Consider the following 25,902-nt stretch of genomic DNA (forward strand, 5'->3'; position numbering starts at 1 on the left):
ACTGTTAGGAATGAAAGGGTGTCATCGTCAAGGGTAGAGCGAGACCTGTTTGCCGGACTTGAGCACCTCAAAGCCGAGTGGCTGTGGAGTTGTTCGTCAACAGAGGAAATACGCATCCCCACGGCCCGCCGGCAGGTCGCATGGATCAGTCTCCTGCTCAATCGGCTTTTGCGAAATGAGCAATCTGGTCCGCCTGGGCCTTCTTGAACGCGGGGCGCTCAACGATCCGTTTGACATAGGCATCGCTCGCCGGCCGCTCCCCGAAAGACCGGATTTTTGGCACTCGCAGAGCATCAGCCATGAGCAGATCCGCTACGGTGAAACGATCAGCCGCAAGCCATTCCCGTTCAGCCAGCACGTTTTCCAGATGGCTAAGCCGGCTTTCCAGCCAGCCGGTCAATTGATTTTTCTCTGCGCCGGTCACTTCCAGGAACCACCAGGGGACAGAAACCATTTCGATCGAATTGAGCGCGGCGATCAACCATTGAACCGTCTGCGCTTCCCCGGCAGGGTCGCGCGGCATCAGCTTTTCGCTTTTCCGTGCGAGATGCAGCAGGCATGCGCCGCTCTCAAACAGTTCGAGGTCACCATCGCTCAGAAACGGAACCTGACCGAAGGGCTGGTGCGCGAAATGCTCCGGTCCGCGATCTTTGAATGGGACGGTGCGAACGGTGTAGGCCAATCCGGCCTCCTCGCATGCCCATCTCAGCCTTAAATCGCGCACAAAACCGCGGGGACCTTCCGGAACCCAGTCATATGTCCAGACAATCAGATCACTCATGACATCCAATCCAGCTCAACCGGCGCTCCCCAAGCGACATGATGCCGCCGGCACGATTGCCTGTTTTTCCCCGTGGTTCAAGGTGCGTGGAGGGGAACCCCGAAGGGGTGGTCGATCTGTCGGAAATTCAGAGGAAAACTGGTGGAGCCAAGGGGAGTCGAACCCCTGACCTCTTGAATGCCATTCAAGCGCTCTCCCAACTGAGCTATGGCCCCACACTCCGGCGATATGGCCGGTCGCCGTCTCCGGCGAAGAGGTCCGGATGGCCCGCCGGGCCAACCGTGTGGGCGGCTTCTAAACCCGCCCGGCGGGAAGATCAAGCCCCGATTTGCACCCCCGCGTCACTTTTGGTGCGAGGGTGGAGCCGTTCTTCCCGGGTAAGCTGAAAAATCAGCTTTCGTCGTCGTCGTCGCCGACGCCGATGAAGTCCTTTACGTCGTCATCATCGTCGTCTTCGTCGTCATCAAGGAAGGTATCGTCGTCGTCGTCGCCGAGGTCGACATCATCGTCATCGTCGTCGAGATCCGGGATTTCGGTTTTATCGCTGGAAGATGCTTCATCGTCCGCATCCTCGAGAGAAACCACCTCCGGCGCATCTTCCTCGCCGTCCAGCTCCTTTTCCTCCACTTCGTCTTCTTCATCCATGGAGGTGTCGCCGCCAGCCTCAAAGAAACTGCGCGGGTAGGTCTGGCCCGTGTAGGGAGAGACGATCGGGTCCTTGTTCAGGTCGTAGAATTTGCGCCCCGTTTCCGGGCAGACGCGTTTTGTTCCAAGTTCCGGTTTAGCCACCTTGCTGCCTCATCGTCTTGCGGTCGGCCCAGCCTGCGACGGCTCCATCGCGGCCGGCACCGGAAGCGCTTCCTGCCTTACTGAAAATTTCGGTCCCCATAACGGCAAGTCGCGCACCTGTCAAAGCCTAATACGCACCCCGGAAAGGGCTCTCCTCCCAAGGCTCACTCTCTTTACAACCCCGTCAGGGGCCATCCGTCAACCGGGGGATGACCGACTATCCTCATCATGCTAGAGCGAACGGATAAAATCCTCGAATAATCTGCCATTGGCAGAATGCCTACCATCAGGGACCACAGAATGCATACGACCGAGCCGCGCCCCATGAGCGCCAGAAAATCAGACGCCCTTTCGGGCCGGGCCCGCGTGCCCGGCGACAAGTCGATTTCGCACCGGGCGCTGATGTTTGGCGGGCTGGCCGCTGGCGAAACCCGCATTACCGGCCTCCTGGAAGGCGAAGACGTGCTGCGCACCGGCGAAGCCATGAAGGCCATGGGTGCGACCATCGAAAAGCGCGGCGATGAATGGATCGCGCACGGGACCGGAAATGGTGCGCTGCTGGAACCCGAGGCACCGCTCGATTTCGGCAATGCCGGCACCGGCGTGCGCCTGACCATGGGTCTTGTGGGCTCCTATGACATGACGACACGCTTCATCGGCGACGCGTCCCTTTCCAAACGGCCCATGGGCCGCGTGCTGGATCCCTTGAAGGAAATGGGGCTGCAGGTGCTTTCCGCCGAGCCGGGCGACCGTCTGCCGATCACGCTGCGCGGGCCGAAACATGCAGCGCCCATCTCCTACCGGGTGCCGATGCCGTCTGCGCAGGTGAAATCGGCAGTGCTGCTCGCCGCGCTCAACACGGCCGGTGTGACCACAGTGATCGAGCCCGTGGCCACCCGCGACCATACGGAGAAAATGCTGGCCGGCTTCGGTGCCTCGCTTGAGGTGGAAACCGATGCCGACGGTGTGCGTCACATCCGCATCGAGGGTCAGCCGAAACTCATCGGCCAGACCATTGCCGTTCCCGCCGACCCGTCTTCGGCCGCCTTCCCGCTGGTGGCCGCGCTGATCGTGCCGGGCTCGGACGTGGTGATCGAGAGCATGCTCATGAACCCGACGCGCACCGGGCTCGTCACCACACTCATGGAGATGGGCGCGGACATCGAAATCCTGGAGCGCCGCAACGAGGGCGGCGAGGACGTGGCGGATCTGCGTGTGCGCGGTTCCGAACTCAAGGGCGTGACCGTGCCGGAAGACCGCGCGCCCTCCATGATCGACGAATATCCCGTGCTTGCCGTGGCGGCCTCCTTTGCCGAGGGGGACACGGTGATGCAGGGGCTGGAAGAGCTGCGCGTGAAGGAATCCGACCGGCTTTCCGCCGTGGCCGACGGGCTCAAGGCCAATGGCGTCGAGTGCGAAGAAGGCGAGGCCTCGCTCAGGGTCACGGGCCGCCCTGGCGGCAAGGGGCTTGGCGGCGGCACGGTCCAGACGCATCTCGACCATCGCATCGCCATGAGCTTCCTCGTCATGGGGCTGGCGACCGAAAAGCCGGTCACCATTGACGACCAGACGATGATCGCCACCAGTTTTCCCGATTTTACCGCGCTCATGACACGGCTCGGCGCAACGCTGGACTGACACCCGGATCGGAATGGGAGAGAGCAAATGACCGGACTGAAGGTAGCCATGATCATTGGCGGCGGCAGCGGCATGGGCGCCGCAGCGGTCCGCAAACTGGCAAAAAGCGGCTTCGAGGTGGCTGTCATGTCATCGTCCGGAAAGGGCGAGGCGCTCGGCAGGGAGCTCGGCGGGCTGGGTTTCACCGGCTCCAACCTTTCCCCGGACGATCTCAAGCGCTTCACCGACGCAACGATGGAGCGTTTCGGCCGCATCGACGCTCTGGTGAACGGCGCCGGCCACGGGCCCAAGGGCGATGTGCTCGACATGTCCGACGCGGACTGGCACCAGGGCATGGAGGTCTACCTGCTTAACGTTGTGCGCGCCACACGGCTCGTCACACCCATCATGCAGGCGCAGAAATCGGGCGCCATCGTCAACATCTCCACCTATGCCACCTTCGAGCCGGAAGCGGCCTTTCCGACCTCCGGCGTGTTCCGCGCGGGGCTTGCCGCCTTCACCAAGCTCTTTTGCGACAAATATGCGGCCGAGGGCCTGCGCATGAACAATGTGCTGCCGGGCTTCATCGATTCCCTGCCGGAAAAGGAAGACCGCCGCGCGCGCATTCCCATGGGCCGCTATGGCACGGTGGAAGAGGTGGCCGAGCTCATCGCCTTTCTTGCCGACGAGAAATCCAGCTACATCACCGGCCAGAACATCCGCATCGATGGCGGCATCACGCGCTCGGTCTGACGACATGGACGGAAGATTGACCATCGCCATCGACGGGCCGGCCGCCTCCGGCAAGGGCACGCTCGCGCGCCGGCTGGCGGCGCATTACGGCCTGCGCCATCTCGACACCGGGCTCACCTATCGCGGTGTTGCAAAGGCGCTGATCGAGGCCGGCCAGCCGCTCGACGACAAGGCGATTGCCGAAAGGGCCGCGCGCGCGCTCGATCTAGGCGCGCTCGACCGTACCGTGCTTTCCCAACACGGCATCGGCGAGGCCGCCTCGAAAGTGGCGGTCATGCCCGAAGTGCGCAGGGCACTGGTGGACAAGCAGCGCGCCTTTGCGAGCGCCCCGCCGGGCGCCGTGCTGGACGGGCGCGACATCGGCACGGTGGTGTGCCCCGATGCCGATGTGAAGCTCTATGTGATCGCAAGCGCCGAGGTGCGCGCCACGCGCCGATGGCGCGAGATCGAGGCCGGTGGCGGCAGCGCCGACTATGCGCAGATCCTCGCCGATATCGAGCGGCGCGACGCCCGCGACATGGGCCGGGAGGACAGTCCGTTAAGGCCGGCAGACGATGCGCACTTGCTCGATACGAGCGAAATGGATATAGAGACGGCGTTCCAGGCGGCCTGCAAACTGGTGGATGCCAGACTGGCAGCCCGGAACGAGAACTGAAAGTCTGAACTGAAAGAACCGTCTGCCACGCATTCTTTGCGCCGGATCTGCCGCTTCACGCGGCCTTGAGAGCGATCCGCTCGGATGCATGAACGGACAAACGCAACACGAACCACCGGCGCTTTTGCCCCGCTTCAATGACAGGGGCTTTTCAGGAGCATCAATGTCAGAACTCAATCCGTCTCGCGATGATTTCGCGAGCCTTCTCGCAGAATCCTTCACCGAACGCGACGCCGCCGAAGGCTCCGTCGTAAAGGGCCTCGTCACCGCCATCGAAAAAGACATGGCGATCGTTGATGTCGGCCTCAAGGTCGAGGGCCGCGTGCCGCTCAAGGAATTCGGCGCGAAGGGCAAGGAAACCGATCTCAAGGTCGGCGACGAAGTCGAAGTCTATGTCGAGCGCATCGAAAACGCGCTTGGCGAAGCCATGCTGAGCCGCGAGAAGGCACGCCGCGAGGAAAGCTGGGTCAAGCTGGAAGCGAAGTTCAACGCCGGCGAGCGCGTCGAGGGCTTTATCTTCAACCAGGTCAAGGGCGGCTTCACCGTCGATCTGGACGGCGCCGTGGCCTTCCTGCCGCGTTCGCAGGTGGACATCCGTCCGATCCGCGACGTCACCCCGCTCATGCACACCCCGCAGCCCTTTGAAATCCTCAAGATGGACAAGCGCCGCGGCAACATCGTCGTGTCCCGCCGCACGGTTCTCGAAGAGAGCCGCGCCGAGCAGCGCTCCGAGATCGTCCAGAACCTCGAAGAGGGTCAGGTGGTCGAAGGCGTGGTCAAGAACATCACCGATTACGGTGCGTTCGTGGATCTGGGCGGCATCGACGGCCTGCTGCACGTCACCGACATGGCATGGCGCCGTGTCAACCATCCGACCGAGATCCTCAACATCGGTCAGACGGTCAAGGTGCAGATCATCCGCATCAACCAGGAAACCCACCGCATCTCGCTGGGCATGAAGCAGCTCGAGGCCGATCCGTGGGACGGCATCGGCGGCAAGTACCCGCTTGGCAAGAAGGTCATGGGCCGCGTCACCAACATCACCGACTACGGTGCGTTTGTGGAGCTGGAGCCGGGCATCGAAGGCCTGATCCACGTTTCGGAAATGTCCTGGACGAAGAAGAACGTTCATCCGGGCAAGATCCTCTCCACCACGCAGGAAGTCGAAGTGGTGGTGCTGGAAGTGGATCCGGTCAAGCGCCGCATCTCGCTCGGTCTCAAGCAGACGCTCGAGAACCCGTGGGAGGCATTCGCCCGCAACCACACCGTCGGCTCCGTTGTCGAGGGCGAGGTCAAGAACAAGACCGAGTTCGGCCTGTTCATCGGTCTCGATGGCGATGTGGACGGCATGGTTCACCTCTCCGATCTCGACTGGAACCGTCCGGGCGAGCAGGTGATCGAGGAGTACAACCGTGGCGACATGGTGAAGGCGCAGGTTCTCGACGTGGACGTCGAGAAAGAGCGCATCTCCCTCGGCATCAAGCAGCTTGGCCATGACGCCATTGGCGAGGCCGCCGCTTCCGGCGAGCTGCGCAAGGGTGCCGTGGTGACCTGTGAAGTGACCGACGTGAAGGACGGTGGCCTTGAGGTTCGCCTGGTCGATCACGATGTCGAAAGCTTCATCAAGCGCTCCGACCTGTCGCGTGACCGCGCCGAGCAGCGCCCCGAGCGCTTCTCCGTCGGCCAGAAGGTGGACGCCCGCGTCACCGTCTTCGACAAGAAGACCCGCCGCATCAGCGTCTCGATCAAGGCTCTGGAGATCGCGGAAGAGAAGGAAGCCGTGGCACAGTTCGGTTCCACCGACTCCGGCGCCTCCCTCGGCGACATCCTCGGCGCAGCCCTGAAGAACAAGGGCGGCGACGACGAATAAGCCTCTACGGCTTTATCGACGTACAAACAAAGACCCCGCCGGAGCGATCCGGCGGGGTTTTTTGATTGGGGGGAGGGTTGTGCGCGGCCTTAGATCAGGAGGCGTATTCAGCTTTGACGATTCTAGCGGCTACCGTTTGCTGTGTCAGACAATATGTCTGATTAGGGATGAAAACCGGTCAACCGGATGATAGAAAATATCTGGCAGCTATGCGGACAGAGCGGACACTGGCGCGTTCAGCTGTAGCTTCTGACGACGGCGACGCAGTTGGCCTTGGCACTTGTGAAGTCGAACACATGGCAGAAGCGTCGAGTCTGCCCGTTCGCGAATATCACCTCTCCGCTCGCAGCACCGACCTTGCCATGCGAAATCGCGTGCTGGACAGTGACAGAGCTTGGTCTCGGCCGATTTCCAAGATGCTTAAGAACCGCACTCTTTCCCGAGATTGGCTCGGTTGAGGGATTCTCCCAGATCACGTCTTCGCTGAACGCGCTCGGCTCAGCGTCACCGCATTCCATAGCGACCGCCATATCCTGAGCGAACTTGTTCTTCGGTGAATTGCCACAGTCCTTGCTGCCTTGCACTTGGATCAACGTCGCCTCCCTGCTTGGTTCATTCTCAACATACGACCGATTTTCTGAGGGTCAAAGCGGGCTCTAAGTGGCCATCCCACCTTACCAACAAGCCACAGTAACTCGCTTTCAGGAAAAGGCTTCTATCGGCGCGCGCGGTCAGGTTTGTCTAAAGCTTGAGGGGGACGATCAAGCAGCAACAGCGGAAGGCGGCACCGCGAACGTTGCCTCCTGCAACCGCGAGCCGCCAATCTCTGTTTTGGCCTGACTCGCACAAAGGAAGGCTTCCGTAGAATGTGGTATCTCACGCAAAACTCAGATAGTTTCCTTGTGCTATTCAGAGCCAAATTTGCCCGCCAACATCAACGAGAAGCAGGACGTCCGGAGAAAACATGCCCCGCCCCAAGACCGTATCTGATGAGGAAGTTCTCGGGGCCGCTCTGGATGTCTTGGTAAGCCGCGGCATGGTCTTCACCTTGTCGGACATAGCACGGCATGTGGGCCTCTCCCGTGCGACTTTAATCCAGAGATTCGGTGATCGAGATTCGATCCTGCGAAAAATTGCCGAGCAAGAGCTCGAGGCGACCCGTTCATGGCTCGACGGACTTTCGGTAGTCGAAGGCCCTGACGCACTTTGGCAATTTCTCGAAACGATCGTCTGCAGCATGGGAAAAGGAGATGGTTTTTTTGCCCGTGTCCAAATCGCAGCTTTCGAGTCGCGTGACCCCAGCTTGCGATCGCTGGCTCACCAAAGATATGCCCTTGTCCAGGAGGCCATTGCTGCCCGGCTTCCAAACAGTGCGGAACCGCTCGAAATAGCAAAGCACCTTCATGCCATCATTGCAGGAGCCACAATGCAATGGGTTGTCACTGACGGAGCCCAAGGTTTGTCCGAATTCGTCCTTCGCAGGCTTTGGTGGGCGGTCGACAACCTCAGGCAACAAGACTTGACATAGCCTTGGTCACACCAATATATAACCGACATGTAGGTTATATATATCGGAACCCCGACATGCATCGCCGAGAGTTTCTTGGTGGGCTAGCTGCTTTGGTGGCAGTGCCGCAGGCCACCTTCGCCAAAATGAATGGGCAGCAAAATATGAAGATGATCGAGACACAGGGCATCCGAATTGCCACACAAGCCTTCGGCTCACCTGACGACCCTGCTCTGATTATGGTGATGGGCGCGACGGCTTCCATGCTGGGGTGGCCGGATGAACTTTGCGATGCCCTTGCGAACCGCGGGTTTTACGTCATCCGGTTTGATCATCGCGATACCGGACAATCGACAACCGTGCAGCCCGGCGAGGCGCGCTATGCGGTGGAAGACATGGCAGCGGATGTAGTCGGGGTTATGGACAGCTACGGTCTGGACAGCGCCCACCTCTTGGGAATGTCCTTGGGCGGCTACATCTCGCAGATCGTTGCCCTGACAGTTCCTGATCGCGTCCGCTCGTTGACGCTTCTTGCTTCGGAGCCACTTGGCTGGGACGGACCCGCCTTGCCTGGCATATCCCAGGAATTTCTCGATCATTTTGGCAAATTGGCTTCCTTGAACTGGGCGAACACGGCTGAGACGACGGAGTTCTTGCTAGGCAACGAACAGCTAAGCGCCGGTTCGGGTCAGAATTTTAACGAACCCTATATGCGCCGTCGCATCGCACAGATACTTGCGCGCACTTCCAGCCCTGCCAGTATGTTCAATCATGCCACGCTCACCACGCGGCATGACTGGACTGGCCGTTTTCGTGACATCAGCGTTCCGGTTCTGATCATTCACGGTGCGGAGGATCCTATCCTGCCCGTTGAAAATGGTGAAGCGCTCGCTGCGGGTATCGCAGGATCCAAGCTGATCGTCATGGATGGCGTCGCGCATGAACTGCCTCTGTGCAGGGTTGAGGCCATTGCTGAGCAGATTGCGGGCAGCCTCAAGCACTAAGATCGCCTTTGACGTTCATCAGGGGGCTGGCAAGCAGCCATTAGCTGCATATCCAAACATGATCATTTCGGGCTCAGAGCAGACGTTCACTGCTATAAGGTTTGAGTGGGCGCTATAAGCTCGAAAGCGGGCACGCTGGCACGCGACGCACCTTACCTTCACCCCCTCTCACCAATGCGGCGGCTTGGTCACGGGCACATCGCCTGCTGTCTGCTCTTCCAGCTCCATGAAACGCTCCGAAAGCCGTTCGAGCTTTTTCTTCAGCGCTTCCGTCTCGCGCCACTGGCGCGTCAACTCGGCGGAAAGCTCTTCGATGGTCTTTTCCTGCTCGGCGGCCAGGATTTCCAGCTTCGTGATGCGGTCTTCGCTCATGGCGCGCTTCTTTCTGCGGTTTCGGTGCATTCTCGCCTGCGGAAATTGACAAGCAAGGCCTGATTTGTCGAGAGTGCCTGAGGTGCCTTTCGCCCGGGCTGCCTCACGCCATGCCCTCCCGCACCGGTTGGCAGGCGGCGGGCCCGCGTGATAGGAATTTGACCAAACGATAAAAACGGGGAAGCGGGCCGCCGATGGCTGAAACGGCAATCGAGCTCAAGGGCATCAGCAAGAGCTTTGGCGCGGTTCATGCAAACCGCAACATCGATCTGAAAATCGAGGCCGGGACGATCCACGGCATTATCGGCGAAAACGGGGCCGGGAAATCGACCCTGATGTCGATCCTCTACGGCTTTTACCAGGCCGATCGCGGGCGGATCGACGTGAGTGGCAAGAAGGCCGCGATCAACACGCCGAGCGACGCCATCGCGCTGGGTATCGGCATGGTGCATCAGCACTTCATGCTGGTGCAGAATTTTTCCGTGCTGGAAAACGTGATCCTCGGTGCCGAAGGCGAGGCGCTGCTCAACACCTCCATCGCCAGGGCGCGCTCGGAGCTGGAGCGGCTGGAGCGCGACTATGGGCTGGAAGTGGACCCCGACGCCATTATCGAGGATCTGCCGGTGGGCCTGCAGCAGCGGGTGGAAATCCTCAAGGCGCTCTATCGCGGCGCCGACATTCTCATCCTCGACGAGCCGACCGGCGTCTTGACGCCGGCAGAGGCGGACCACCTTTTCCGCATTCTCGAACAGCTCAAGGAAGAGGGAAAAACCATCATCCTCATCACCCACAAGCTGCGCGAGATCATGGCGATCACCGACAATGTCTCGGTCATGCGGCAGGGCACGATGGTGGCGACCCGGAAGACCGCCGAGACAAGCGTGGAGGAGCTGGCCGAGCTGATGGTGGGCAGGCGCGTTCTGCTTCAGGTGGAAAAGGGCGAGGCAAGCCCCGGCGAGGTGCTGCTTTCGGTGCGCAATCTCACCGTGAAGGATTCGCGCGGCGTCACCATGGTCGACAATGTATCGCTGGACGTGCGCGCGGGCGAGATCGTCGGCATTGCCGGCGTGGCGGGCAATGGGCAATCCCAGCTTCTCGATGCCATCACCGGCGTGCGCAAGGCCATTTCCGGCACGGTGACGCTGGATGGCGAGCCGGTGGACCTGACAGGCGCGGCAGACCCCGCAGACCTGCGCGCGCGCGGCATGGCCCATGTGCCCGAAGACCGGCACCATGTGGGGCTCGTTCTGCCGTTCGAGGAAAACGAGAACGCCATGCTCGGCTATCACCGGCAGGCGAAATACCTCAACGGCCCCTTCCTCAACATCGAGGCGATCCGCGCCGATGCGCGCGAGAAGATCGAGAAATACGACATTCGCCCGCCCGACTGCCGGCTGAAGACGGCGAACTTCTCCGGCGGCAATCAGCAGAAGATCGTGCTGGCGCGCGAAATGGAACAGGACCCGAAGGTGCTGATCGTCGGCCAGCCAACGCGCGGCGTTGATGTGGGCGCCATCGAGTTCATCCACAAACGGTTGATCGACATGCGCGATCAGGGCAAGGCAGTGCTTCTGGTCTCGGTGGAACTCGATGAAATCCGCTCGCTCTCCGACCGCATCCTGGTCATGTTCGCCGGCCGCGTGGTGGGCGAGCGCGGGCCCGAAGCCAGCGAAGGCGAACTCGGCCTGCTCATGGCCGGCGTCGAGGAAAAGGAGGCGGCGGAATGAGTGCGCCTTATGCGAAACTGCCCGCTTGGGCCGATTACGGGCTGATCCCGCTCATCAATCTCGCCGTCGCCTTTCTGGTGGCCGGGCTGGTGGTGATGCTTGTGGGGGAAAACCCGTTCCGCGCCGCCGCCATTCTGGTGGAAGGGGCGCTGGGCCGCGGGCAGAACATCGCCTACACGCTCTATTACGCGACGAGCTTCATCTTCACAGGGCTTGCCGTCGCCGTTGCCTTCCATTGCAGCCTGTTCAACATTGGCGGCGAGGGGCAGGCCTATGTGGGCGGGCTGGGCGTGGCGGTGGTGTGCCTCGCCTTCGACAGCATTCTGCCCTGGTGGGTGGTGTTTCCGCTGGCCATTCTGGGCGCGGCGCTGTTCGGCGCGGCGTGGGCCTTCATCCCGGCCTATTTCCAGGCAAGGCGCGGATCGCACATCGTCATCACGACGATCATGTTCAATTTCATTGCCGCAAGCCTGATGGTCTATCTGCTGGTGAATGTGCTCAAGCCCGCCGGCGCGCAGGCCCCGCAGACCCGCAATTTTCTCGAAGGCGGACAACTGCCCAAGCTCAACTGGGTGCTGGAGGCGATGGGCTTTTCCATCCGCTCCGCACCGTTCAACCTCTCCTTCCTGCTGGCGCTTCTGGCGGCGTTTCTCGTCTGGGTGCTGATCTGGCGCACGCGGCTCGGCTATGAGATCCGCATGCGCGGTTTCAGCCCCAAGGCGGCGCGCTATGCCGGCGTCAGCGAAACGAAGATCATCATCATCACCATGCTCATCTCCGGCGCACTTGCCGGCATGATGGCGCTCAACCCGGTGATGGGCGACCAGAACCGTTTGCAGATCGATTTCGTCACCGGCGCGGGCTTTGTCGGCATCGCGGTGGCGCTGATGGGGCGCTCCCATCCGGCAGGCATCGTGCCGGCGGCCATCCTTTTCGGCATGCTCTATCAGGGCGGGGCCGAGCTTGCCTTCGAGATGCCCAATATCTCGCGCGACATGATCGTCATCATTCAAGGCCTTGTCATCCTCTTTGCCGGCGCGCTGGAGCATATGTTCCGGCCCTCGATACAGGCGTTGTTTGCCAGCCTCAGCCCGCGTTCGGCGGGCGTCGAGGCGCAGCAGGGAGAGGGTGGCTGATATGGATTTCTTTCATTCCCTGATCCTCGTTCTCGATTCTACCGTGCGGCTGTCCATCCCGCTGCTTCTGGCGGCGCTCGCCGGGCTTTATTCGGAGCGGTCGGGCGTGTTCGATATCGGCCTTGAGGGCAAGATGCTGGCCGGCGCATTTGCTGCCGGCGCGGCGGCGGCCGTCACCGGCTCCGCCTGGGCAGGCCTTGGCGCGGCGATGCTGATCTCGGTCTTCCTGGCGCTCGTGCATGGCTTCGCCTCCATCACCAATCGCGGCAACCAGATCGTCTCGGGCGTCGCCATCAACTTCATTGCCGCCGGCTCCACCATCATTCTCGGGCAGGCATGGTTCCGGCAGGGCGGGCGCACCCCCTCGCTGCCGGGCGATGCCCGGTTTGGCGCGATCGAGCTGCCCTTTGCCGAGGCGGTGCGCGATGTGCCCATTCTGGGCGAGATCTACTCCGAGCTCATCTCCGGACATTCGCTGCTCACCTACGCTGCCTTCCTGCTGGTGCCCTTCACCTGGTGGGTGCTCTTCCGCACCCGTTTCGGCCTCAGGCTGCGGGCGGTGGGCGAAAACCCGGCGGCGGTCGACACGGCAGGCGTCTCCGTGTCTTGGCTGCGCTATCGTGCCGTCATCTGCACCGGCATTCTCACCGGCATGGCCGGCACTTATCTGTCGCTGGCGCAGAATGCCGGCTTCGTGAAGGACATGACGGCAGGCCGCGGCTTCATCGCGCTGGCAGCCCTCATCTTCGCCAAGTGGAAGCCCGTGCCGGTGATGTTCGCCTGCCTCCTGTTCGGCTTTCTCGATGCGTTCGCGATCCGCATCCAGGGCACGCCCCTGCCGCTTGTCGGCCAGGTGCCGGTGCAGTTCATGCAGGCCCTGCCCTATATCCTCACCGTGGTGCTTCTGGCCGGCTTTATCGGCAAGGCGGTGCCGCCGCGCGCCGGTGGCGTGCCCTATGTGAAGGAGCGGTGATGAGCGCCGAAGACCTGTTTTCCGCCGCCAGTGCGGCCATGAAAAACGCCTATGCCCCCTATTCTCGCTTTCCCGTTGGGGCCGCGGTCAGGACCGAGACGGGCGCGATCCATGCCGGCTGCAACATCGAAAACGCCTCCTATCCCGAAGGTTGGTGTGCGGAGACCACCGCGCTCGGCCATCTCGTCATGGCGGGCGGCGGCCGCGTGACGGAGATCGCCGTGGTGGCGGAGAAGATGCCGAAGATCATGCCTTGCGGCGGCTGCCGGCAGCGGCTGGCGGAATTCGCCACGGAAGATGCGGTGCTGCATCTGTGCGACACCAACGGCGTTCTGGAAACGGTGCCGTTTTCTGCGGTCTTTCCACGCGGTTTCAGTTTTGAGGATGGAAAATGAAGCAGGCTGTCGATCGTCTGACGGAGCGGCTCAATGGGCTTGCCCCGCAGCTTGCGCTGGTGCTGGGCTCCGGGCTCGGCGGGCTCGTCAACGATGTCGAGGATGCCGTGCGTATCCCCTATTCCGAATTACCGGGCTTTCCGCAAAGCGGCGTCACCGGCCATGCGGGTGAGATTGTTGCGGGGCGGCTTGCCGGCACACCGGTCCTGATGCTCGCAGGCCGCGCGCACTACTATGAGCACGGCGATCCCGCCGCCATGCGCCCGGCGCTTGAGACCTTATGGGGCATAGGCATCACGCAGCTCATCCTCACCAATGCCGCCGGCTCCCTGCGCGAGGACATGCCGCCCGGCTCTGTCATGCTGATCGAGGATCACATCAATTTCTCGGGCGCCAACCCGCTGATCGGCGAAGGCAGCGACCGTCGTTTTGTCGGCATGAGCGAGGCCTATGATGCGGGCCTGCGCAAGAGCCTTGAGCAGGCGGCCCAGGAAACAGGCACACAATTGCACAAGGGCGTCTATATGTGGTTCTCCGGCCCCACCTTCGAAACCCCGGCAGAAATCCGCATGGCGCGCACCCTGGGTGCCGATGCGGTCGGCATGTCGACCGTGCCCGAAGTCATTCTCGCGCGCTATTTCGGGCTTCGTGTCGCCGCCTGCTCTGTCATCACCAATCTCGGTGCCGGCATGAGTGCGGGCGAACTCTCCCATCAGGAAACCAAGGACATGGCGCCCATCGGCGGGCAGCGCCTCGCCACCATCCTCGGCCAGTTGTGTGCCGACGGCCTGCCGGCCGGTTGAGCGCGCCATGCTGCCGCAGGAGATCATCCGCAGAAAACGTGACGGCAAGGCGCTGACGAGCGATGAGATTGCCGCGTTCGCTGCCGGGCTTGCCGATGAGACATGGAGCGAGGGGCAGATTGCCGCCCTTGCCATGGCCATTTTCCTCAACGGGATGGATCTAGCCGAGGGCGCGGCCCTCACGCTCTCCATGCGTGATTCAGGCACCGTTCTCGATTGGTCGGACCTGCCCGGCCCCGTGACCGACAAGCACTCCACCGGCGGTGTGGGCGACAATGTTTCCCTCATGCTCGCCCCCATTGTGGCGGCCTGCGGAGCCTTCGTGCCGATGATCTCCGGGCGGGGCCTTGGCCACACCGGCGGCACGCTCGACAAGATGGATTCAATCCCCGGTTACACGAGCCAGCCAGACCAGAAGCGCTTTGCCGAAACGGTGCGCAAGGTGGGCTGTGCGATCATCGGGCAAACGGGCGATCTCGCACCCGCCGACAAGCGTTTTTATGCCGTGCGCGATGTCACCGGGACAGTGGAATCCATCCCGCTCATCACCGCCTCCATCCTGTCGAAAAAACTGGCCGCCGGCCTCTCGTCGCTTGTGCTTGATGTGAAATCCGGCAATGGCGCCTTCATGGGCGATGCCCGTGCGGCCCGGAAACTTGCCGAAAATCTGGTTCGTGTTGCGGGCGAAGCCGGGCTTTCAGCCTCCGCGCTCATGACCGACATGAGCCAGCCACTCGCCTCCGCCGCCGGCAATGCGGTCGAAGTTGTGAATGCGGTCGATTTCCTCACGGGCAAAAAACGCGACCGGCGGCTTCTGGATGTGACGCTGGCGCTGGCCGGCGAAATGCTCCTCTCCTCCGGCATCGCGGCAACCACGCGCGAAGCCTATGACCGCGCCCATGATGCCCTCGAGAGTGGAAACGCTGCAGAGCGGTTTGGCCAGATGGTCTCCGCCCTTGGCGGCCCGGCCGATTTCGTCGAAAATCCCGCGCGACATCTGACTCGTGCGTCTTTCACCCTTCCCGTTCCTTGCGAGCAGGATGGATTCGTCAGCGCGATTGACACGCGCGCTGTTGGCATTGGTGTGATCGAGCTCGGAGGCGGCAGACGCTCTTCCGAAGACGTGATCGATCACTCGGTGGGATTCACCGATCTCCTGCCGCTCGGCGCATCAACACAGCGCGGACAGCCAATCTGCATGGTGCATGCATCGTCGGAAGACAGCGCTCGGCGCGCAGCGCGCCTTGTCTGCAGCGCCTATAGCATCACCGACGCGAAACCGAGGCCCCGCAAAACAATCCTGCGGCGTGTCACCGCAGAAATTTGAGAACATTTCGGGCTGCTCTCAAGAATCCTTTTATTGCTCAAGGATCAGAGCCCGATTCTCTACCTGAAAACGTGATAGACGATCCAGAAAGCTCATGCCGATCAGGATCTTGTTCAACGCGCGATCGTCGAGAACAACAGCATCGACGTTTTCCACATAGATGCGGCCGATCTCAAGACTGTCGATTGTGGCCGCTGCAGCACGCACCTTGCCGTTGGCCGTGTTCACTTCATATTTGAAGTCAGACGGGCTCAAAGAAACCCCGATCCGGCGCGCGGTGTCGCGGTTGATCGCCACATAGGTCGCGCCGGTATCAATCATCGCTCCGAGCTCACGGCCGTTCAACTTGAACCGCCCCACATAGTGACCTGTCTCATCCGCGGTGATGCTGACTTTCCTGCCCAGAAGAACCGACGTTTCGCTGCTCACTGATGACGTCGTTTTCGCAGGACCTGCAACTGCGACCTGGTGCGGAGCCTCATCGGCGCCCAAAGTCAGTGCCGCATGCAGCAGCTCCCGGTAGAATTCTGGGTTGCTTTGATAGAGGGCCGGAACACCCCCTGCAGCGCCCGCCACGACCCCCAGCATGATCATTTTGCGAAACATCTGTTCCTTCCAGTTTGCAGCTGGAAGAACCATAGGATCTGCCGACGATCATTCGCTTAACAAGGGCGACAACCATTCCGATTGGTTAAGTGCAGGTTACTTGGTGCCATACATGCGATCGCCGGCATCACCCAAGCCAGGGACAATATAGCCCTTTTCGTTCAGACGCTCGTCAATCGACGCTGTGAAAATCGGTACATCCGGATGGGATTTTCGGAAATTCCCGACACCTTCCGGCGCTGCCAGGAGGCACAGGAAGCGCAGATTGGTGGCGCCACGCTCCTTGAGCTTGTCGACCGCGGCGATTGCAGAATTGGCTGTCGCCAGCATCGGATCCACAACGATCACCAACCGGTCGCCCAGGTCGCTCGGCGCCTTGAAGAAATACTCGATCGCTTCCAGCGTTTCATGATCGCGATACATGCCCACATGCGCGACACGCGCAGCCGGAACAAGATCAAGCATGCCGTCGAGGAGCCCGTTTCCGGCTCGCAGAACCGAGGCAAAAACGAGCTTCTTTCCTTCCAGCGTTGGTGAGTCGATGGGCTGAAGAGGCGTCTCTATTCGCTTCGTTGTCAGCTCCAGATCGCGCGTGACCTCGTAGCAGAGCAAGAGAGAGATCTCGCGCAGGAGGCGGCGAAAACCGGCTGTCGATGTTTCCTTGTCACGCATGATAGTGAGCTTGTGCTGGACAAGCGGGTGGTCAACGACAGTCACGCCCTGCATGTGATGTTCCCCGGATGCTGGTTTCTTGTTGGCGATACTAGAGCATCGAACCGAAAAGTGGAATCCGGATTTCGGCTGTTCCGATGCTCCATCAATAGTTTAGATCGTCCATTGTGCGCCCGCATGGACGCACGGCGATCCAACCGCCTCACACGTTTCTGCATACCGCGAGCCTCATTGAGCCACAGTTTTTGCGTCGAGAGTGTCACGCAGGCGTCTGCGGGTGGTGTCATCGACAAAAGCCGCCTCGATGGCTGTTCGCGTCAGGCTATGCAGGATCGCATCATCGAGGCCGAAATGCGCTCGTGCCACGTGATACTCGTGACCGAGAGACGTGTGGAAATGCGGCGGATCATCCGAGTTGAGCGTCACACGGCATCCCGCCTCAAGCAAATCTGGGAGCGGATGGCTGGCATAATCCGGGTAGACGTTCAACACGATGTTTGAGACCGGGCACACTTCCAGCACCACATTTTCCTCTACGAGCCGGTGTACCAGATCGGGATTTTCGATCGCGCGAACACCATGGCCGATGCGCGTGGGACGTATGTGGTTCAACGCTGCTTCCACGCTCTCCCAGCCGCCGAATTCCCCGGCATGGACGGTCAGCCCGAGCCCCGCCTCGCGGGCGATCTCGAAGGCCTTTTCGTAGTCACGCACATTGCCGAAGCGCTCATCACCGGCCATCCCGAAGCCGGTCACCAGCGGATGTCCGCAAGCGGCAGCAAACCTGGCCGCATCCTCGACCGCACTCGCTCCGAAATGGCGCACGCCCGTTACGATAATCCGGCCTTCGATACCGGTTTTCGTCCGCGCCCGCTCAATCCCCTCGCCGAGGGCATTTGTATAAGCCATGCGGGACAAGCCTGCGCGTTCGGCGTGATCGGGCGAAGTGAATATCTCCGAGTAAATTGCATCCTCGCCTGCCAGGCCTGTCAGATAATCCTCAGCCAGAAGCGCATAATCCTCCTCACTGCGGAACAGGCTCGCCGCGGCATCGTAGGCTGACAGAAAGCTTGTAAAATCGTGCCAGTGATAAGCCCCACCTCGAAGAAAATCGGATGTATCGACGCCATATTTGCGGGCCTGGGAAAGAACGAGTTCAGGCGAGGCGGCGCCCTCGATATGACAGTGAAGCTCGGCTTTGAGGACCATATGCGCTCCGTGTTAACCAGGCCGCGGGCGCGGCTGTTCATCGCGCTTTTGACAATAGCGCCAGAAGCGGCAATGAGCTATGGTCCCGGCGATTTCGAAAGGGTGATGATGTCAGATCAACGTACCACCGCCCAGGGCGGCATGGAGACGGCCTACGGTTTTCGTCAGGTGGACGAGAACGAGAAGCAGGGTCTGGTCAACACGGTGTTCCACCGCGTTGCAAAACGCTACGACGTGATGAACGACCTGATGTCCGCCGGGCTGCATCGCGCCTGGAAGGACGCCATGATTTCGTGGCTCGCACCTTCGAAAAAGCCGGGCTATCGCGCGCTGGATGTGGCGGGTGGTACAGGAGACATTGCCTTCCGCATCGTTGAGGCGTCACGCCGCAACGCTGACGTGACAGTGCTCGACATCAATGGCTCCATGCTGGAAGTCGGACGTGAACGCGCCGAAAAGAGAGGCATTGCCGAAAACCTGACTTTCGTCGAGGCCAACGCGGAAGACCTGCCTTTCGAGAACAGCAGCTTTGATGCCTATACGATTGCGTTTGGCATTCGCAATGTCCCGCATATCGACCGGGCACTGGACGAAGCCTTTCGCGTCCTGAAACCCGGCGGGCGCTTTCTGTGCCTTGAGTTTTCGGAAGTCGAAATGCCGTTGCTCGACAAGATCTACGAAAACTGGTCCTTCCATGCCATTCCGCGCATCGGGCAAGCGGTGACGGGCGATGGTGAACCGTATCGGTATCTGATTGAATCCATACGCAAATTTCCCAATCAGCAGAATTTTGCCGCCATGATCACCAATGCAGGATTCTCGCGCGTGACATGGCGCAATTATACTGGCGGGATCGCCGCCCTGCACTCCGGCTGGAAGATTTGACGGCGTATATATGAGCACGGTCGGCGCATATCTGAGGCTTGCACGTGCGGGCTGGATTCTCGTTCGCGAAGGCGTGGTCGCAGCCATGCCGGGCGACCAGCTCGAAGGCATGCCTCGTTTTGGCTGGCGTGTCGCAAAGGTGATGTCGCGGCGCCGTTCAGCACGACGCGACCGTCCCGAACGGCTGGCGCAAGCCGTCAACCGGCTTGGCCCCTCCTATGTGAAGCTCGGCCAGTTCCTGGCAACGCGCCCGGATGTTGTCGGCCATGACATGGCGCGGGACCTCTCCAGCCTTCAAGACCGGATGGACACGTTTCCCGAGGCCCAGGCTCGCGCCAGCATAGAAAGTTCCCTTGGCCTGCCCGTCGATGAGCTCTTTGTGCAGTTCGATGGCCCGGTCGCTGCAGCGTCCATTGCTCAGGTGCACGAGGCGTTTGTGGATACCGGTGGGGCAGAACCACGAAAGGTGGCAGTGAAGGTCATTCGACCCGGGGTAAGGCGCCGGTTTCAGAACGATCTCGAAAGCTACTTTCTGGCCGCGCATCTGCAAGAGCGGTTCATGCCGTCCACCCGGCGTCTCAAGCCGGTAAAGGTGGCGGAGACACTGGCACAGGTGACGAAAATCGAGATGGATCTGCGACTGGAAGCTGCAGCCATTTCAGAGATACAGGAAAACACGAAGGACGATCCGGGCTTCCGCGTGCCTGCTGTCGACTGGCAGCGCACCGGCCGCGACGTGATGACCCTCGAATGGGTCAACGGCACGAAGATGTCGAACATCGATGCCCTGCGTGAGGCCGGCCACGACCTCGAAGCCCTCGCCAGGACGCTGATCCAGTCCTTCCTGCGCCATACATTGCGCGACGGCTTCTTTCACGCCGACATGCATCCCGGCAACCTGTTTGTCGAGGATGACGGCACCATCGTTGCCGTCGATTTCGGCATCACCGGGCGGATCGGGCGCAAGGAGCGGCATTTTCTTGCCGAAATCCTCTACGGTTTCATTACACGCGATTTTCGCCGGGTCGCTGAAGTGCATTTCGAGGCGGGCTATGTGCCCGCGCACCACGATGTCGCCGCTTTCGCGCAGGCGCTGCGGGCCATCGGTGAGCCGATCCATGGCCAGTCGGCCGAGACCATTTCCATGGCGCGGCTCCTGACACTGCTCTTCGAAGTCACCGAGCTTTTCGACATGCAGACCCGGCCCGAGCTTCTGTTGCTGCAAAAGACCATGGTGGTGGTCGAGGGCGTGGCCCGCACGCTCGATCCGCATTTCAATATGTGGAAGACGGCCGAGCCTGTTGTGTCCGACTGGATTGCTGCAAATCTCGGGCCCCGCGGTATCATAAGAGATGCAGGCGAAGGCGTGGGGGCGCTTCTCTCCCTCATCCGCCAGGCGCCTGATCTGGCCGCACGCACGGAGCGTCTTTCCCGCGAGATCGACGCCATGGCCCAGAAGGGATTGCGTTTCGATCCCGAAACCGCCGAAGCAATCGGCGAGGCTGAAGCGCGCCATTCACGCGGCGGGCGATTTGCCCTGTGGGTGATCGCGATCGCGCTTGCGGCCATCGCCTGGCAGATATCCTGATCCAACTCTCCTTGTGTTCATTCTGTGATGCACCGCCCCTTGTCCGGGTATCGCCGCGATGAATGCGATGCAAGCAATGCTAGCAAACCCTACCTAAGATACGGATTCACCTCGCTTATTCTGAACACAAGAAGTGTGCATAAGGCAACGCCAGCACTGACAGTCATGCTGTCAGTGCGTTATGTCCAGACGTGAATGCGGCTGGCTGGGTAGCGTGCAGCGCTCCCGCCGCAGCGTTGAGGTTAGAGATTTTTGTAATGGAGTAACGATGGCCACACTGACCATCCGCAATGTGGACGAAAAGGTCCGGCGCGCTTTGAAAAAACGCGCGGCTGAAAACGACGTCTCGATGGAAGAAGAGGTGCGCCGCATACTCGCAAAAAGTGTTCAGTCTCAAAAGAATACACGCAAAGACAAAATCCATCATCGCATTGAGCTGATCGAATCAGTCTCGATGAGACCCATTGGCCCGTTTGACCTGAAGGCCATCACCGACGAGATCTGGAATGGCCGTACACTGTGAAGCGAAATTCGTCATCGACACATCGGCTTTGATTGCCATCCTGAACGGCGAAGAAGATGCGTCCCTCTTCCAGAACGCCCTCCTTCAGGCTGAACAGGTCCTCATCAGCACCACAACGACGTTTGAGGCTCACTGTGTTGCACGACACATTGCGCTGATCGATGGAACCGCGCGGCTAAACACTCTCCTCAAGGCAGTGGAGCCGGAAACCGTCGACTTCGACGACCGGCAATTGAGCATTGCCCGCAGGGCCTATGCAATCTACGGGATGGGGACCGGTCATAAAGCCGCGCTCAACATCGGAGACTGCTTCGCTTACGCGCTCGCCCGCAGCACTAACCTGCCACTTCTTTTCAAGGGCGACGATTTCGTTCATACCGATATCGAGCCAGCCTTGAAGCCGTCTTAAGAGAGCTTGCAACCATGACAGCCCCGCAGCAGACCCTTCGCAAATCGCGCATCCTGCTTTTGATCGGGGGTGGTATCGCAGCCTATAAATGCCTCGACCTGATCCGCCGCCTGCGCGAGCGTGGGGCAAGCGTGCGCTGTGTGATGACAAAGGCCGCACAGGAGTTCATCACACCGCTTTCCGTGGGCGCACTCTCGGCGGACCATGTCTTCACCGATCTGTTCGACCGCCAGGACGAACACGATGTCGGCCATATCCGTCTTTCGCGCGAGGCCGATCTTCTCGTCGTCGCGCCCGCGACAGCCGACCTGATGGCAAAGCTCGCCACCGGCCAGGCCAACGACCTCGCATCGACGGTGCTGCTGGCCACCGACACGCCCGTTCTCATGGCGCCGGCCATGAACCCCCATATGTGGGAACACCCGGCCACACAGCGCAATGCCAGAACGCTCCGGAAAGACGGGGTGCATTTCATCGGTCCCAACCGGGGGGAGATGGCCGAAAGCGGCGAAGCAGGCGAAGGCCGCATGGCCGAGCCGATGGAGATCGTCGCGGCCATAGAGGCCCTGCTCGACACCGGCGAAAAGCCGCTTGCGGGGCGCAAGGTGATCGTTACCTCGGGACCAACCCATGAGGTGATCGACCCGGTTCGCTATATTGCCAACCGGTCTTCGGGCAAACAGGGTCACGCGATCGCTGCGGCACTTGCCCGCCTCGGGGCATCAGTTCACCTCGTTTCGGGCCCCGTCTCCATTCCGGACCCGCAGGGTGTCACGACCACCCATGTGGAGACGGCACGCCAGATGCGCGAAGCGGTGGAAGCCGCACTTCCTGCAGATGCCGGTGTCTTCGTCGCTGCTGTCGCCGACTGGCGTCCGGCTGTCGAGACCGCCGAAAAGATAAAGAAGAAGCAGGGCGAAGGTGCGCCCACGCTCGAACTCACGGAGAACCCGGACATTCTTGCCGGTGTCGGCCACCATGAGAAGCGCCCTGCGCTCGTCATCGGCTTCGCTGCCGAAACGCAGGACCTGTTCAAGAATGCGCGCGCAAAGCTGAACAAGAAAGGTGCCGACATCATCGTCGCCAACGACGTCTCGCATGACAGCGGCGTCGGCCCCGGTGGCGTGATGGGTGGCGACCGCAACAGCGTGGTGATCGTCAGCCAGGACGGACACGACGAATGGCCGGAGATGGGCAAGGACGACGTTGCAGAGCGTCTGGCACAACTGATCGCGGATCGGCTCGGACCAAAAGAATGACCCTGCAAACCCCGGTTCTCGAAACAGAGCGCCTCGTGCTGCGTGCGCACTCCATCGCCGATTTCGAGGCCTTCGCCCGACTTTGGTCGCTGCCTGAAGCCACGCGCTTTACGTCGGGCAAGCCGCTCACCGGCGAAGATGCCTGGCGCCGTCTCGCCATGCATCGGGGCATGTGGGACCTGATGGATTTCGGCTATTTTGCTGTGACGGAGAAGGCGACGGGTTCTTTTCTGGGCGATGCCGGCGTTCAGGAAGCGCGGCGCACTATTGCCCCTTCTGTTGAAGGCACGCTGGAGGCGGGGTGGGTTTTTCTGCCGGAAGCCCACGGCAGGGGCTATGCCAAGGAAGCCATGGACGCGGTGTTCTTCTGGTGCTCGCAGGCGCATGATGGCAAAGCGATCACCTGCATCATTGATGAGGAAAATGCCCCCTCTCTTAAACTTGCGGGGCGCCTCGGCTTTGTTGAAAAGGCGCGCACCGAGTACAAGGACCGCCCGACAATCGTGTTCTGGCGTGACGAGAGCATTGGATCACCCGCAGCGTCAACGCCGCCGATTGTCTCCAATATGTAAACAGCGCGTCTTCGCTGTTGCGGATGTCATAACCGCAGGCACGGACTATCTTTGCTCCAAGCAACAGATGGAGAGACGATCATGTCCATTCGTCCCGTAAAGCAGATTTCGCAGGCCCAGCCCACGATGGAAGGCGCAGGTGTTCGACTTGACCGAGCGTTCGGCTTCGGCGATCCGAAGCTGGCCGATCCGTTCCTGCTACTCGATGATTTCCGCAATGATCGGCCGGAAGACTATCAGGCCGGCTTCCCCTGGCATCCGCATCGCGGCATCGAAACCATCACCTATGTGCTGGCGGGCAGTGTCGATCACGCCGACAGTCTCGGCAATGCCGGCTCGCTTGGCGCTGGCGACGTGCAATGGATGACGGCCGGCAGCGGTATCCTCCATCAGGAAATGCCGCATGGTGACAGGCTTGGCCGTATGCACGGCTTCCAACTCTGGGCCAACCTGCCCTCAAGCGAGAAGATGACGACGCCACGCTATCAGGACGTGAAAGCCGGCGACATTCCCGAAGTGATCGACGATGACGGGACGCGTGTGCGTGTCGTGGTCGGTGAGTTCTGGGGCAAGCGCGGTCCTGTCGATGGTATTGCCGCCGATCCGCAATATCTCGATGTCTGGGTGCCGCCGGGGCGTCGCAAGGTCCTGCCGGTCGACACCTATCGCAGCGCTTTCGCCTACATCTTCGAAGGTTCCGGCACGTTCCGCGATGCCTCGAAACCATTCGGGGTGTTGGTCGAGAAAGAGGTGGCAGGCGAGGAAGTGCATCTGCGCGACATGAGCGGTGATCGCACGCTCGTGGTTTTCGACACGGGCGACGAAGTGGTGGTGCAGGCCGGCGAACGAGGCATCCGCTTTCTGCTCGTTTCGGGCAAGCCCATCCAGGAGCCCGTCGCCTGGCATGGTCCCATCGTCATGAACACGCGCCAGGAACTGGTGCAGGCGTTCAACGAACTGAATGCCGGCACGTTCATCCGCGAAGGCGCGAAGTTCTGACGTCAGACTGAATGGAGGGCGGACGCCTTGTGTCCGCCCTTTCTTCTCAAGATGCCTCGAACATCTGAACGAGGTTGCCGCACGTATCCTCGAACACCGCTATGGTCGGCATCCCCTCCATCCGGGTCGGCTCTCCACGAAACACCACGCCGCGCGCTTTCAGTCGCTCATACTCTGCCTGCACATCGTCGCTGGCAAAAGTCGTGCAGGGTATGCCGGCATCATAAAGCGCCTTCTGGTAGGTGCGCGCGAAGTCGTATCCCATGGGTTCCAGCAGCAACTCGGTGCCGTTCTCTGTTCCCGGTGTCACCACCGTCAGCCAGCGGGCACCGCCGGCCGGAAAGTCCTGCTTCTTCCGGAAACCAAGCACATCCGTGTAAAATGCCTCAGCCTTGTCCTGATCATCCACAAGGATGCTCGTCAGTGCGATCCTGAGCATGTCTCCTCCTCACCAGGCGCCGGATTTATGGTCGACAAGATGGATGATCTGCGCGGGGCTCGATATCCAGAACCCGTCGAAACTCTCGCCCAGCGGTTCGATCTCGTCGCAGCGCACGATGCCCGCCGCTTCGAGCCGCGCGGCGGCAGCCTTCGTGTCATCGGTCACGATTTCGAGCCAGAGTTCCGACTGGCTCATGCCCGGCGTCTTGTCGATCCAGAGCTGGTTGGCTCCGAAGCGGAAGCCGACAGCGGGCAGAAGCTCCTCGATCTGCTCCATGCCGAGTACGTCCCGGTAGAAGCGTACCGTCTCGTCATACTGATGCGGCGGCACCTTCATGGCGATGTTGCGCCCGCCGGCGAGCTTCGGTGCGGTATCGGGCTGGGCGCCAGCCTTGGGCGGCGTAGCGGAAACGTTCATGACATGCTCCTTGGTGCCAATAGCGAAAGGGGTCTCACCGTTCGTTAAAGCGTGCGGTGTATGCGGCTTCCAGCGCCTTGATCTGCGACCAGAATGGCGGCGTCTTCTCGCCCGAAAGCACCGCTTCCAGAACTGCGAGATGCGCGTGCCAGCCACCAGAGACATTGATCATCTCGTCCCGGTCAGCGAGGCGTTTGTGGGTCACGACAAGGAGAACCCTGTCACCCTCGGGAAAGAGCTCGAACTCCACCTGGCTATCGGCACCGTCTCCCGGCCAGGTCATGGCCAGATGCCGCGGTGGATCCCAGGCAATGATCCGCCCCTCGGAGAGAAATCCCTTCTCGTTCATTTCCCTATAGACCTCAGGCGGGTCCTCGTCGGTGAATTCGGAATGGCGGAACAGGAGTTTTGCGGAACCGCCTGCACGCGGCTCCATCTCTCCGCCCGCCAGCCATTGCCGGCGCTTGTCCGCCTCGGTCAGATAGGCCCAAACGCGTTCGACAGGGCCCGGGAGAGATCGTTCGAAGCGAACCTCATTGGGTGCCGTAGCGACGCCATAATCACTTTCCTCGATCTGTCTCATCATCTTCCTCTCAAAGGTTGAGGTGGCTG

29 protein-coding genes and 1 tRNA gene are annotated in these 25,902 nt (G+C 61.0%); 19 read left to right on the forward strand and 11 right to left on the reverse strand.

Annotation, left to right across the window (positions count from 1 at the left end; genetic code table 11):
• Window positions 1-157: 157 nt before the first annotated feature.
• From H7H48_RS12020 to H7H48_RS12030, 3 genes are all read right to left on the reverse strand, one after another.
• Window positions 158-781, reverse strand: coding sequence for a glutathione S-transferase family protein (locus H7H48_RS12020; RefSeq protein WP_229449322.1), 624 nt, complete (start codon window positions 779-781; stop codon window positions 158-160).
• A 139-nt stretch (window positions 782-920) separates the two neighbouring features.
• Window positions 921-996, reverse strand: a tRNA-Ala gene (locus H7H48_RS12025).
• Between the two features lie 175 nt (window positions 997-1,171).
• Window positions 1,172-1,570 (reverse strand): TIGR02300 family protein, encoded by a 399-nt coding sequence (locus H7H48_RS12030; protein ID WP_229449323.1) that lies wholly within the window; start codon window positions 1,568-1,570, stop codon window positions 1,172-1,174.
• A 300-nt stretch (window positions 1,571-1,870) separates the two neighbouring features.
• On the opposite strand from H7H48_RS12030, the gene aroA reads away from it, so the two are divergent.
• The 4 genes from aroA to rpsA all read left to right on the forward strand — a co-directional run bounded on the left by aroA (window position 1,871) and on the right by rpsA (window position 6,465).
• A complete protein-coding gene (gene aroA / locus H7H48_RS12035) occupies window positions 1,871-3,208 on the forward strand; it encodes a 3-phosphoshikimate 1-carboxyvinyltransferase (protein ID WP_229449324.1) in 1,338 nt (445 codons plus the stop codon).
• A gap of 27 nt (window positions 3,209-3,235) precedes the next feature.
• The gene (locus tag H7H48_RS12040) at window positions 3,236-3,940 is read left to right on the forward strand and encodes an SDR family oxidoreductase (protein WP_229449325.1); all 705 of its coding nucleotides are present in this window, start codon (window positions 3,236-3,238) and stop codon (window positions 3,938-3,940) included.
• Between the two features lie 4 nt (window positions 3,941-3,944).
• Window positions 3,945-4,595, forward strand: coding sequence for a (d)CMP kinase (cmk, locus tag H7H48_RS12045; protein ID WP_229449326.1), 651 nt, complete (start codon window positions 3,945-3,947; stop codon window positions 4,593-4,595).
• Between the two features lie 163 nt (window positions 4,596-4,758).
• Window positions 4,759-6,465, forward strand: a complete 1,707-nt coding sequence (gene rpsA / locus H7H48_RS12050) for a 30S ribosomal protein S1 (protein WP_229449327.1) — start codon at window positions 4,759-4,761, stop codon at window positions 6,463-6,465.
• A 236-nt stretch (window positions 6,466-6,701) separates the two neighbouring features.
• On the opposite strand, the gene H7H48_RS20170 is transcribed toward rpsA, so the two are convergent.
• On the reverse strand, window positions 6,702-6,995 hold the full coding sequence (locus H7H48_RS20170) for a nuclear transport factor 2 family protein (protein WP_370633400.1): 294 nt from the start codon (window positions 6,993-6,995) through the stop codon (window positions 6,702-6,704).
• A 434-nt stretch (window positions 6,996-7,429) separates the two neighbouring features.
• On the opposite strand from H7H48_RS20170, the gene H7H48_RS12055 reads away from it, so the two are divergent.
• Both H7H48_RS12055 and H7H48_RS12060 read left to right on the forward strand, forming a co-directional pair.
• Window positions 7,430-7,993 carry a TetR/AcrR family transcriptional regulator gene (locus tag H7H48_RS12055; RefSeq protein WP_229449328.1) on the forward strand — a complete coding sequence of 188 codons (564 nt, stop codon included), beginning with the start codon at window positions 7,430-7,432 and terminating at the stop codon, window positions 7,991-7,993.
• A gap of 143 nt (window positions 7,994-8,136) precedes the next feature.
• Window positions 8,137-8,976: an alpha/beta fold hydrolase gene (locus H7H48_RS12060; RefSeq protein ID WP_229449329.1), complete on the forward strand. Its 840-nt coding sequence runs from the start codon at window positions 8,137-8,139 to the stop codon at window positions 8,974-8,976.
• A 168-nt stretch (window positions 8,977-9,144) separates the two neighbouring features.
• On the opposite strand, the gene H7H48_RS12065 is transcribed toward H7H48_RS12060, so the two are convergent.
• Window positions 9,145-9,348 (reverse strand): SlyX family protein, encoded by a 204-nt coding sequence (locus H7H48_RS12065; RefSeq protein WP_025031126.1) that lies wholly within the window; start codon window positions 9,346-9,348, stop codon window positions 9,145-9,147.
• 194 nt (window positions 9,349-9,542) lie between these two features.
• Between H7H48_RS12065 and H7H48_RS12070 the strand changes: the two genes are divergently transcribed.
• From H7H48_RS12070 to deoA, 6 genes are read left to right on the forward strand one after another with little or no spacing between them, the layout of a single operon-like run.
• Window positions 9,543-11,075 (forward strand): ABC transporter ATP-binding protein, encoded by a 1,533-nt coding sequence (locus tag H7H48_RS12070; protein ID WP_229449330.1) that lies wholly within the window; start codon window positions 9,543-9,545, stop codon window positions 11,073-11,075.
• Window positions 11,072-12,211, forward strand: a complete 1,140-nt coding sequence (locus H7H48_RS12075) for an ABC transporter permease (protein WP_229449331.1) — start codon at window positions 11,072-11,074, stop codon at window positions 12,209-12,211. The genes H7H48_RS12070 and H7H48_RS12075 overlap by 4 nt, the downstream gene beginning before the upstream one ends.
• Window position 12,212: 1 nt before the next feature.
• Window positions 12,213-13,184, forward strand: coding sequence for an ABC transporter permease (locus H7H48_RS12080; protein WP_229449332.1), 972 nt, complete (start codon window positions 12,213-12,215; stop codon window positions 13,182-13,184).
• On the forward strand, window positions 13,184-13,579 hold the full coding sequence (locus H7H48_RS12085) for a cytidine deaminase (protein WP_229449333.1): 396 nt from the start codon (window positions 13,184-13,186) through the stop codon (window positions 13,577-13,579). The genes H7H48_RS12080 and H7H48_RS12085 overlap by 1 nt, the downstream gene beginning before the upstream one ends.
• The gene (locus H7H48_RS12090) at window positions 13,576-14,382 is read left to right on the forward strand and encodes a purine-nucleoside phosphorylase (protein ID WP_229449334.1); all 807 of its coding nucleotides are present in this window, start codon (window positions 13,576-13,578) and stop codon (window positions 14,380-14,382) included. The genes H7H48_RS12085 and H7H48_RS12090 overlap by 4 nt, the downstream gene beginning before the upstream one ends.
• A gap of 7 nt (window positions 14,383-14,389) precedes the next feature.
• The gene (deoA, locus tag H7H48_RS12095; protein ID WP_229449335.1) at window positions 14,390-15,709 is read left to right on the forward strand and encodes a thymidine phosphorylase; all 1,320 of its coding nucleotides are present in this window, start codon (window positions 14,390-14,392) and stop codon (window positions 15,707-15,709) included.
• Window positions 15,710-15,739: 30 nt separating this feature from the next.
• Here the strand turns inward: deoA and H7H48_RS12100 are convergent, their stop codons facing one another.
• From H7H48_RS12100 to H7H48_RS12110, 3 genes are all read right to left on the reverse strand, one after another.
• Window positions 15,740-16,315 carry a TIGR02281 family clan AA aspartic protease gene (locus tag H7H48_RS12100; RefSeq protein WP_229449336.1) on the reverse strand — a complete coding sequence of 192 codons (576 nt, stop codon included), beginning with the start codon at window positions 16,313-16,315 and terminating at the stop codon, window positions 15,740-15,742.
• A gap of 96 nt (window positions 16,316-16,411) precedes the next feature.
• Window positions 16,412-17,041 (reverse strand): uracil phosphoribosyltransferase, encoded by a 630-nt coding sequence (gene upp / locus H7H48_RS12105; RefSeq protein WP_229449337.1) that lies wholly within the window; start codon window positions 17,039-17,041, stop codon window positions 16,412-16,414.
• Window positions 17,042-17,215: 174 nt separating this feature from the next.
• On the reverse strand, window positions 17,216-18,196 hold the full coding sequence (locus H7H48_RS12110; protein WP_229449338.1) for an adenosine deaminase: 981 nt from the start codon (window positions 18,194-18,196) through the stop codon (window positions 17,216-17,218).
• Window positions 18,197-18,304: 108 nt separating this feature from the next.
• Here H7H48_RS12110 and ubiE point away from each other — a divergent pair, with 108 nt between their 5' ends.
• From ubiE to H7H48_RS12145, 7 genes are all read left to right on the forward strand, one after another.
• Window positions 18,305-19,081, forward strand: coding sequence for a bifunctional demethylmenaquinone methyltransferase/2-methoxy-6-polyprenyl-1,4-benzoquinol methylase UbiE (ubiE, locus tag H7H48_RS12115; protein ID WP_229450065.1), 777 nt, complete (start codon window positions 18,305-18,307; stop codon window positions 19,079-19,081).
• Between the two features lie 10 nt (window positions 19,082-19,091).
• Window positions 19,092-20,669 carry a 2-polyprenylphenol 6-hydroxylase gene (gene ubiB / locus H7H48_RS12120; RefSeq protein WP_229449339.1) on the forward strand — a complete coding sequence of 526 codons (1,578 nt, stop codon included), beginning with the start codon at window positions 19,092-19,094 and terminating at the stop codon, window positions 20,667-20,669.
• A gap of 268 nt (window positions 20,670-20,937) precedes the next feature.
• Complete coding sequence (locus H7H48_RS12125; protein WP_229449340.1) at window positions 20,938-21,192, forward strand: plasmid stabilization protein; 255 nt, start codon at window positions 20,938-20,940, stop codon at window positions 21,190-21,192.
• A complete protein-coding gene (locus tag H7H48_RS12130) occupies window positions 21,176-21,601 on the forward strand; it encodes a type II toxin-antitoxin system VapC family toxin (RefSeq protein ID WP_229449341.1) in 426 nt (141 codons plus the stop codon). Before H7H48_RS12125 ends, H7H48_RS12130 begins: the two co-directional genes overlap by 17 nt.
• A gap of 14 nt (window positions 21,602-21,615) precedes the next feature.
• Complete coding sequence (coaBC, locus tag H7H48_RS12135) at window positions 21,616-22,860, forward strand: bifunctional phosphopantothenoylcysteine decarboxylase/phosphopantothenate--cysteine ligase CoaBC (RefSeq protein WP_229449342.1); 1,245 nt, start codon at window positions 21,616-21,618, stop codon at window positions 22,858-22,860.
• Complete coding sequence (locus H7H48_RS12140) at window positions 22,857-23,432, forward strand: GNAT family N-acetyltransferase (RefSeq protein ID WP_229449343.1); 576 nt, start codon at window positions 22,857-22,859, stop codon at window positions 23,430-23,432. The genes coaBC and H7H48_RS12140 overlap by 4 nt, the downstream gene beginning before the upstream one ends.
• 81 nt (window positions 23,433-23,513) lie before the next feature.
• Window positions 23,514-24,431 carry a pirin family protein gene (locus tag H7H48_RS12145; protein WP_229449344.1) on the forward strand — a complete coding sequence of 306 codons (918 nt, stop codon included), beginning with the start codon at window positions 23,514-23,516 and terminating at the stop codon, window positions 24,429-24,431.
• Window positions 24,432-24,477: 46 nt separating this feature from the next.
• On the opposite strand, the gene H7H48_RS12150 is transcribed toward H7H48_RS12145, so the two are convergent.
• From H7H48_RS12150 to H7H48_RS12160, 3 genes are read right to left on the reverse strand one after another with little or no spacing between them, the layout of a single operon-like run.
• On the reverse strand, window positions 24,478-24,870 hold the full coding sequence (locus H7H48_RS12150) for a VOC family protein (RefSeq protein ID WP_229449345.1): 393 nt from the start codon (window positions 24,868-24,870) through the stop codon (window positions 24,478-24,480).
• Between the two features lie 9 nt (window positions 24,871-24,879).
• On the reverse strand, window positions 24,880-25,290 hold the full coding sequence (locus H7H48_RS12155; RefSeq protein WP_229449346.1) for a VOC family protein: 411 nt from the start codon (window positions 25,288-25,290) through the stop codon (window positions 24,880-24,882).
• Between the two features lie 34 nt (window positions 25,291-25,324).
• Complete coding sequence (locus tag H7H48_RS12160) at window positions 25,325-25,876, reverse strand: SRPBCC family protein (RefSeq protein WP_229449347.1); 552 nt, start codon at window positions 25,874-25,876, stop codon at window positions 25,325-25,327.
• Window positions 25,877-25,902 lie beyond the last annotated feature (26 nt).

Origin of the sequence: Nitratireductor sp. B36, assembly GCF_020833685.1 — a bacterium.
Classification (GTDB): domain Bacteria; phylum Pseudomonadota; class Alphaproteobacteria; order Rhizobiales; family Rhizobiaceae; genus Nitratireductor.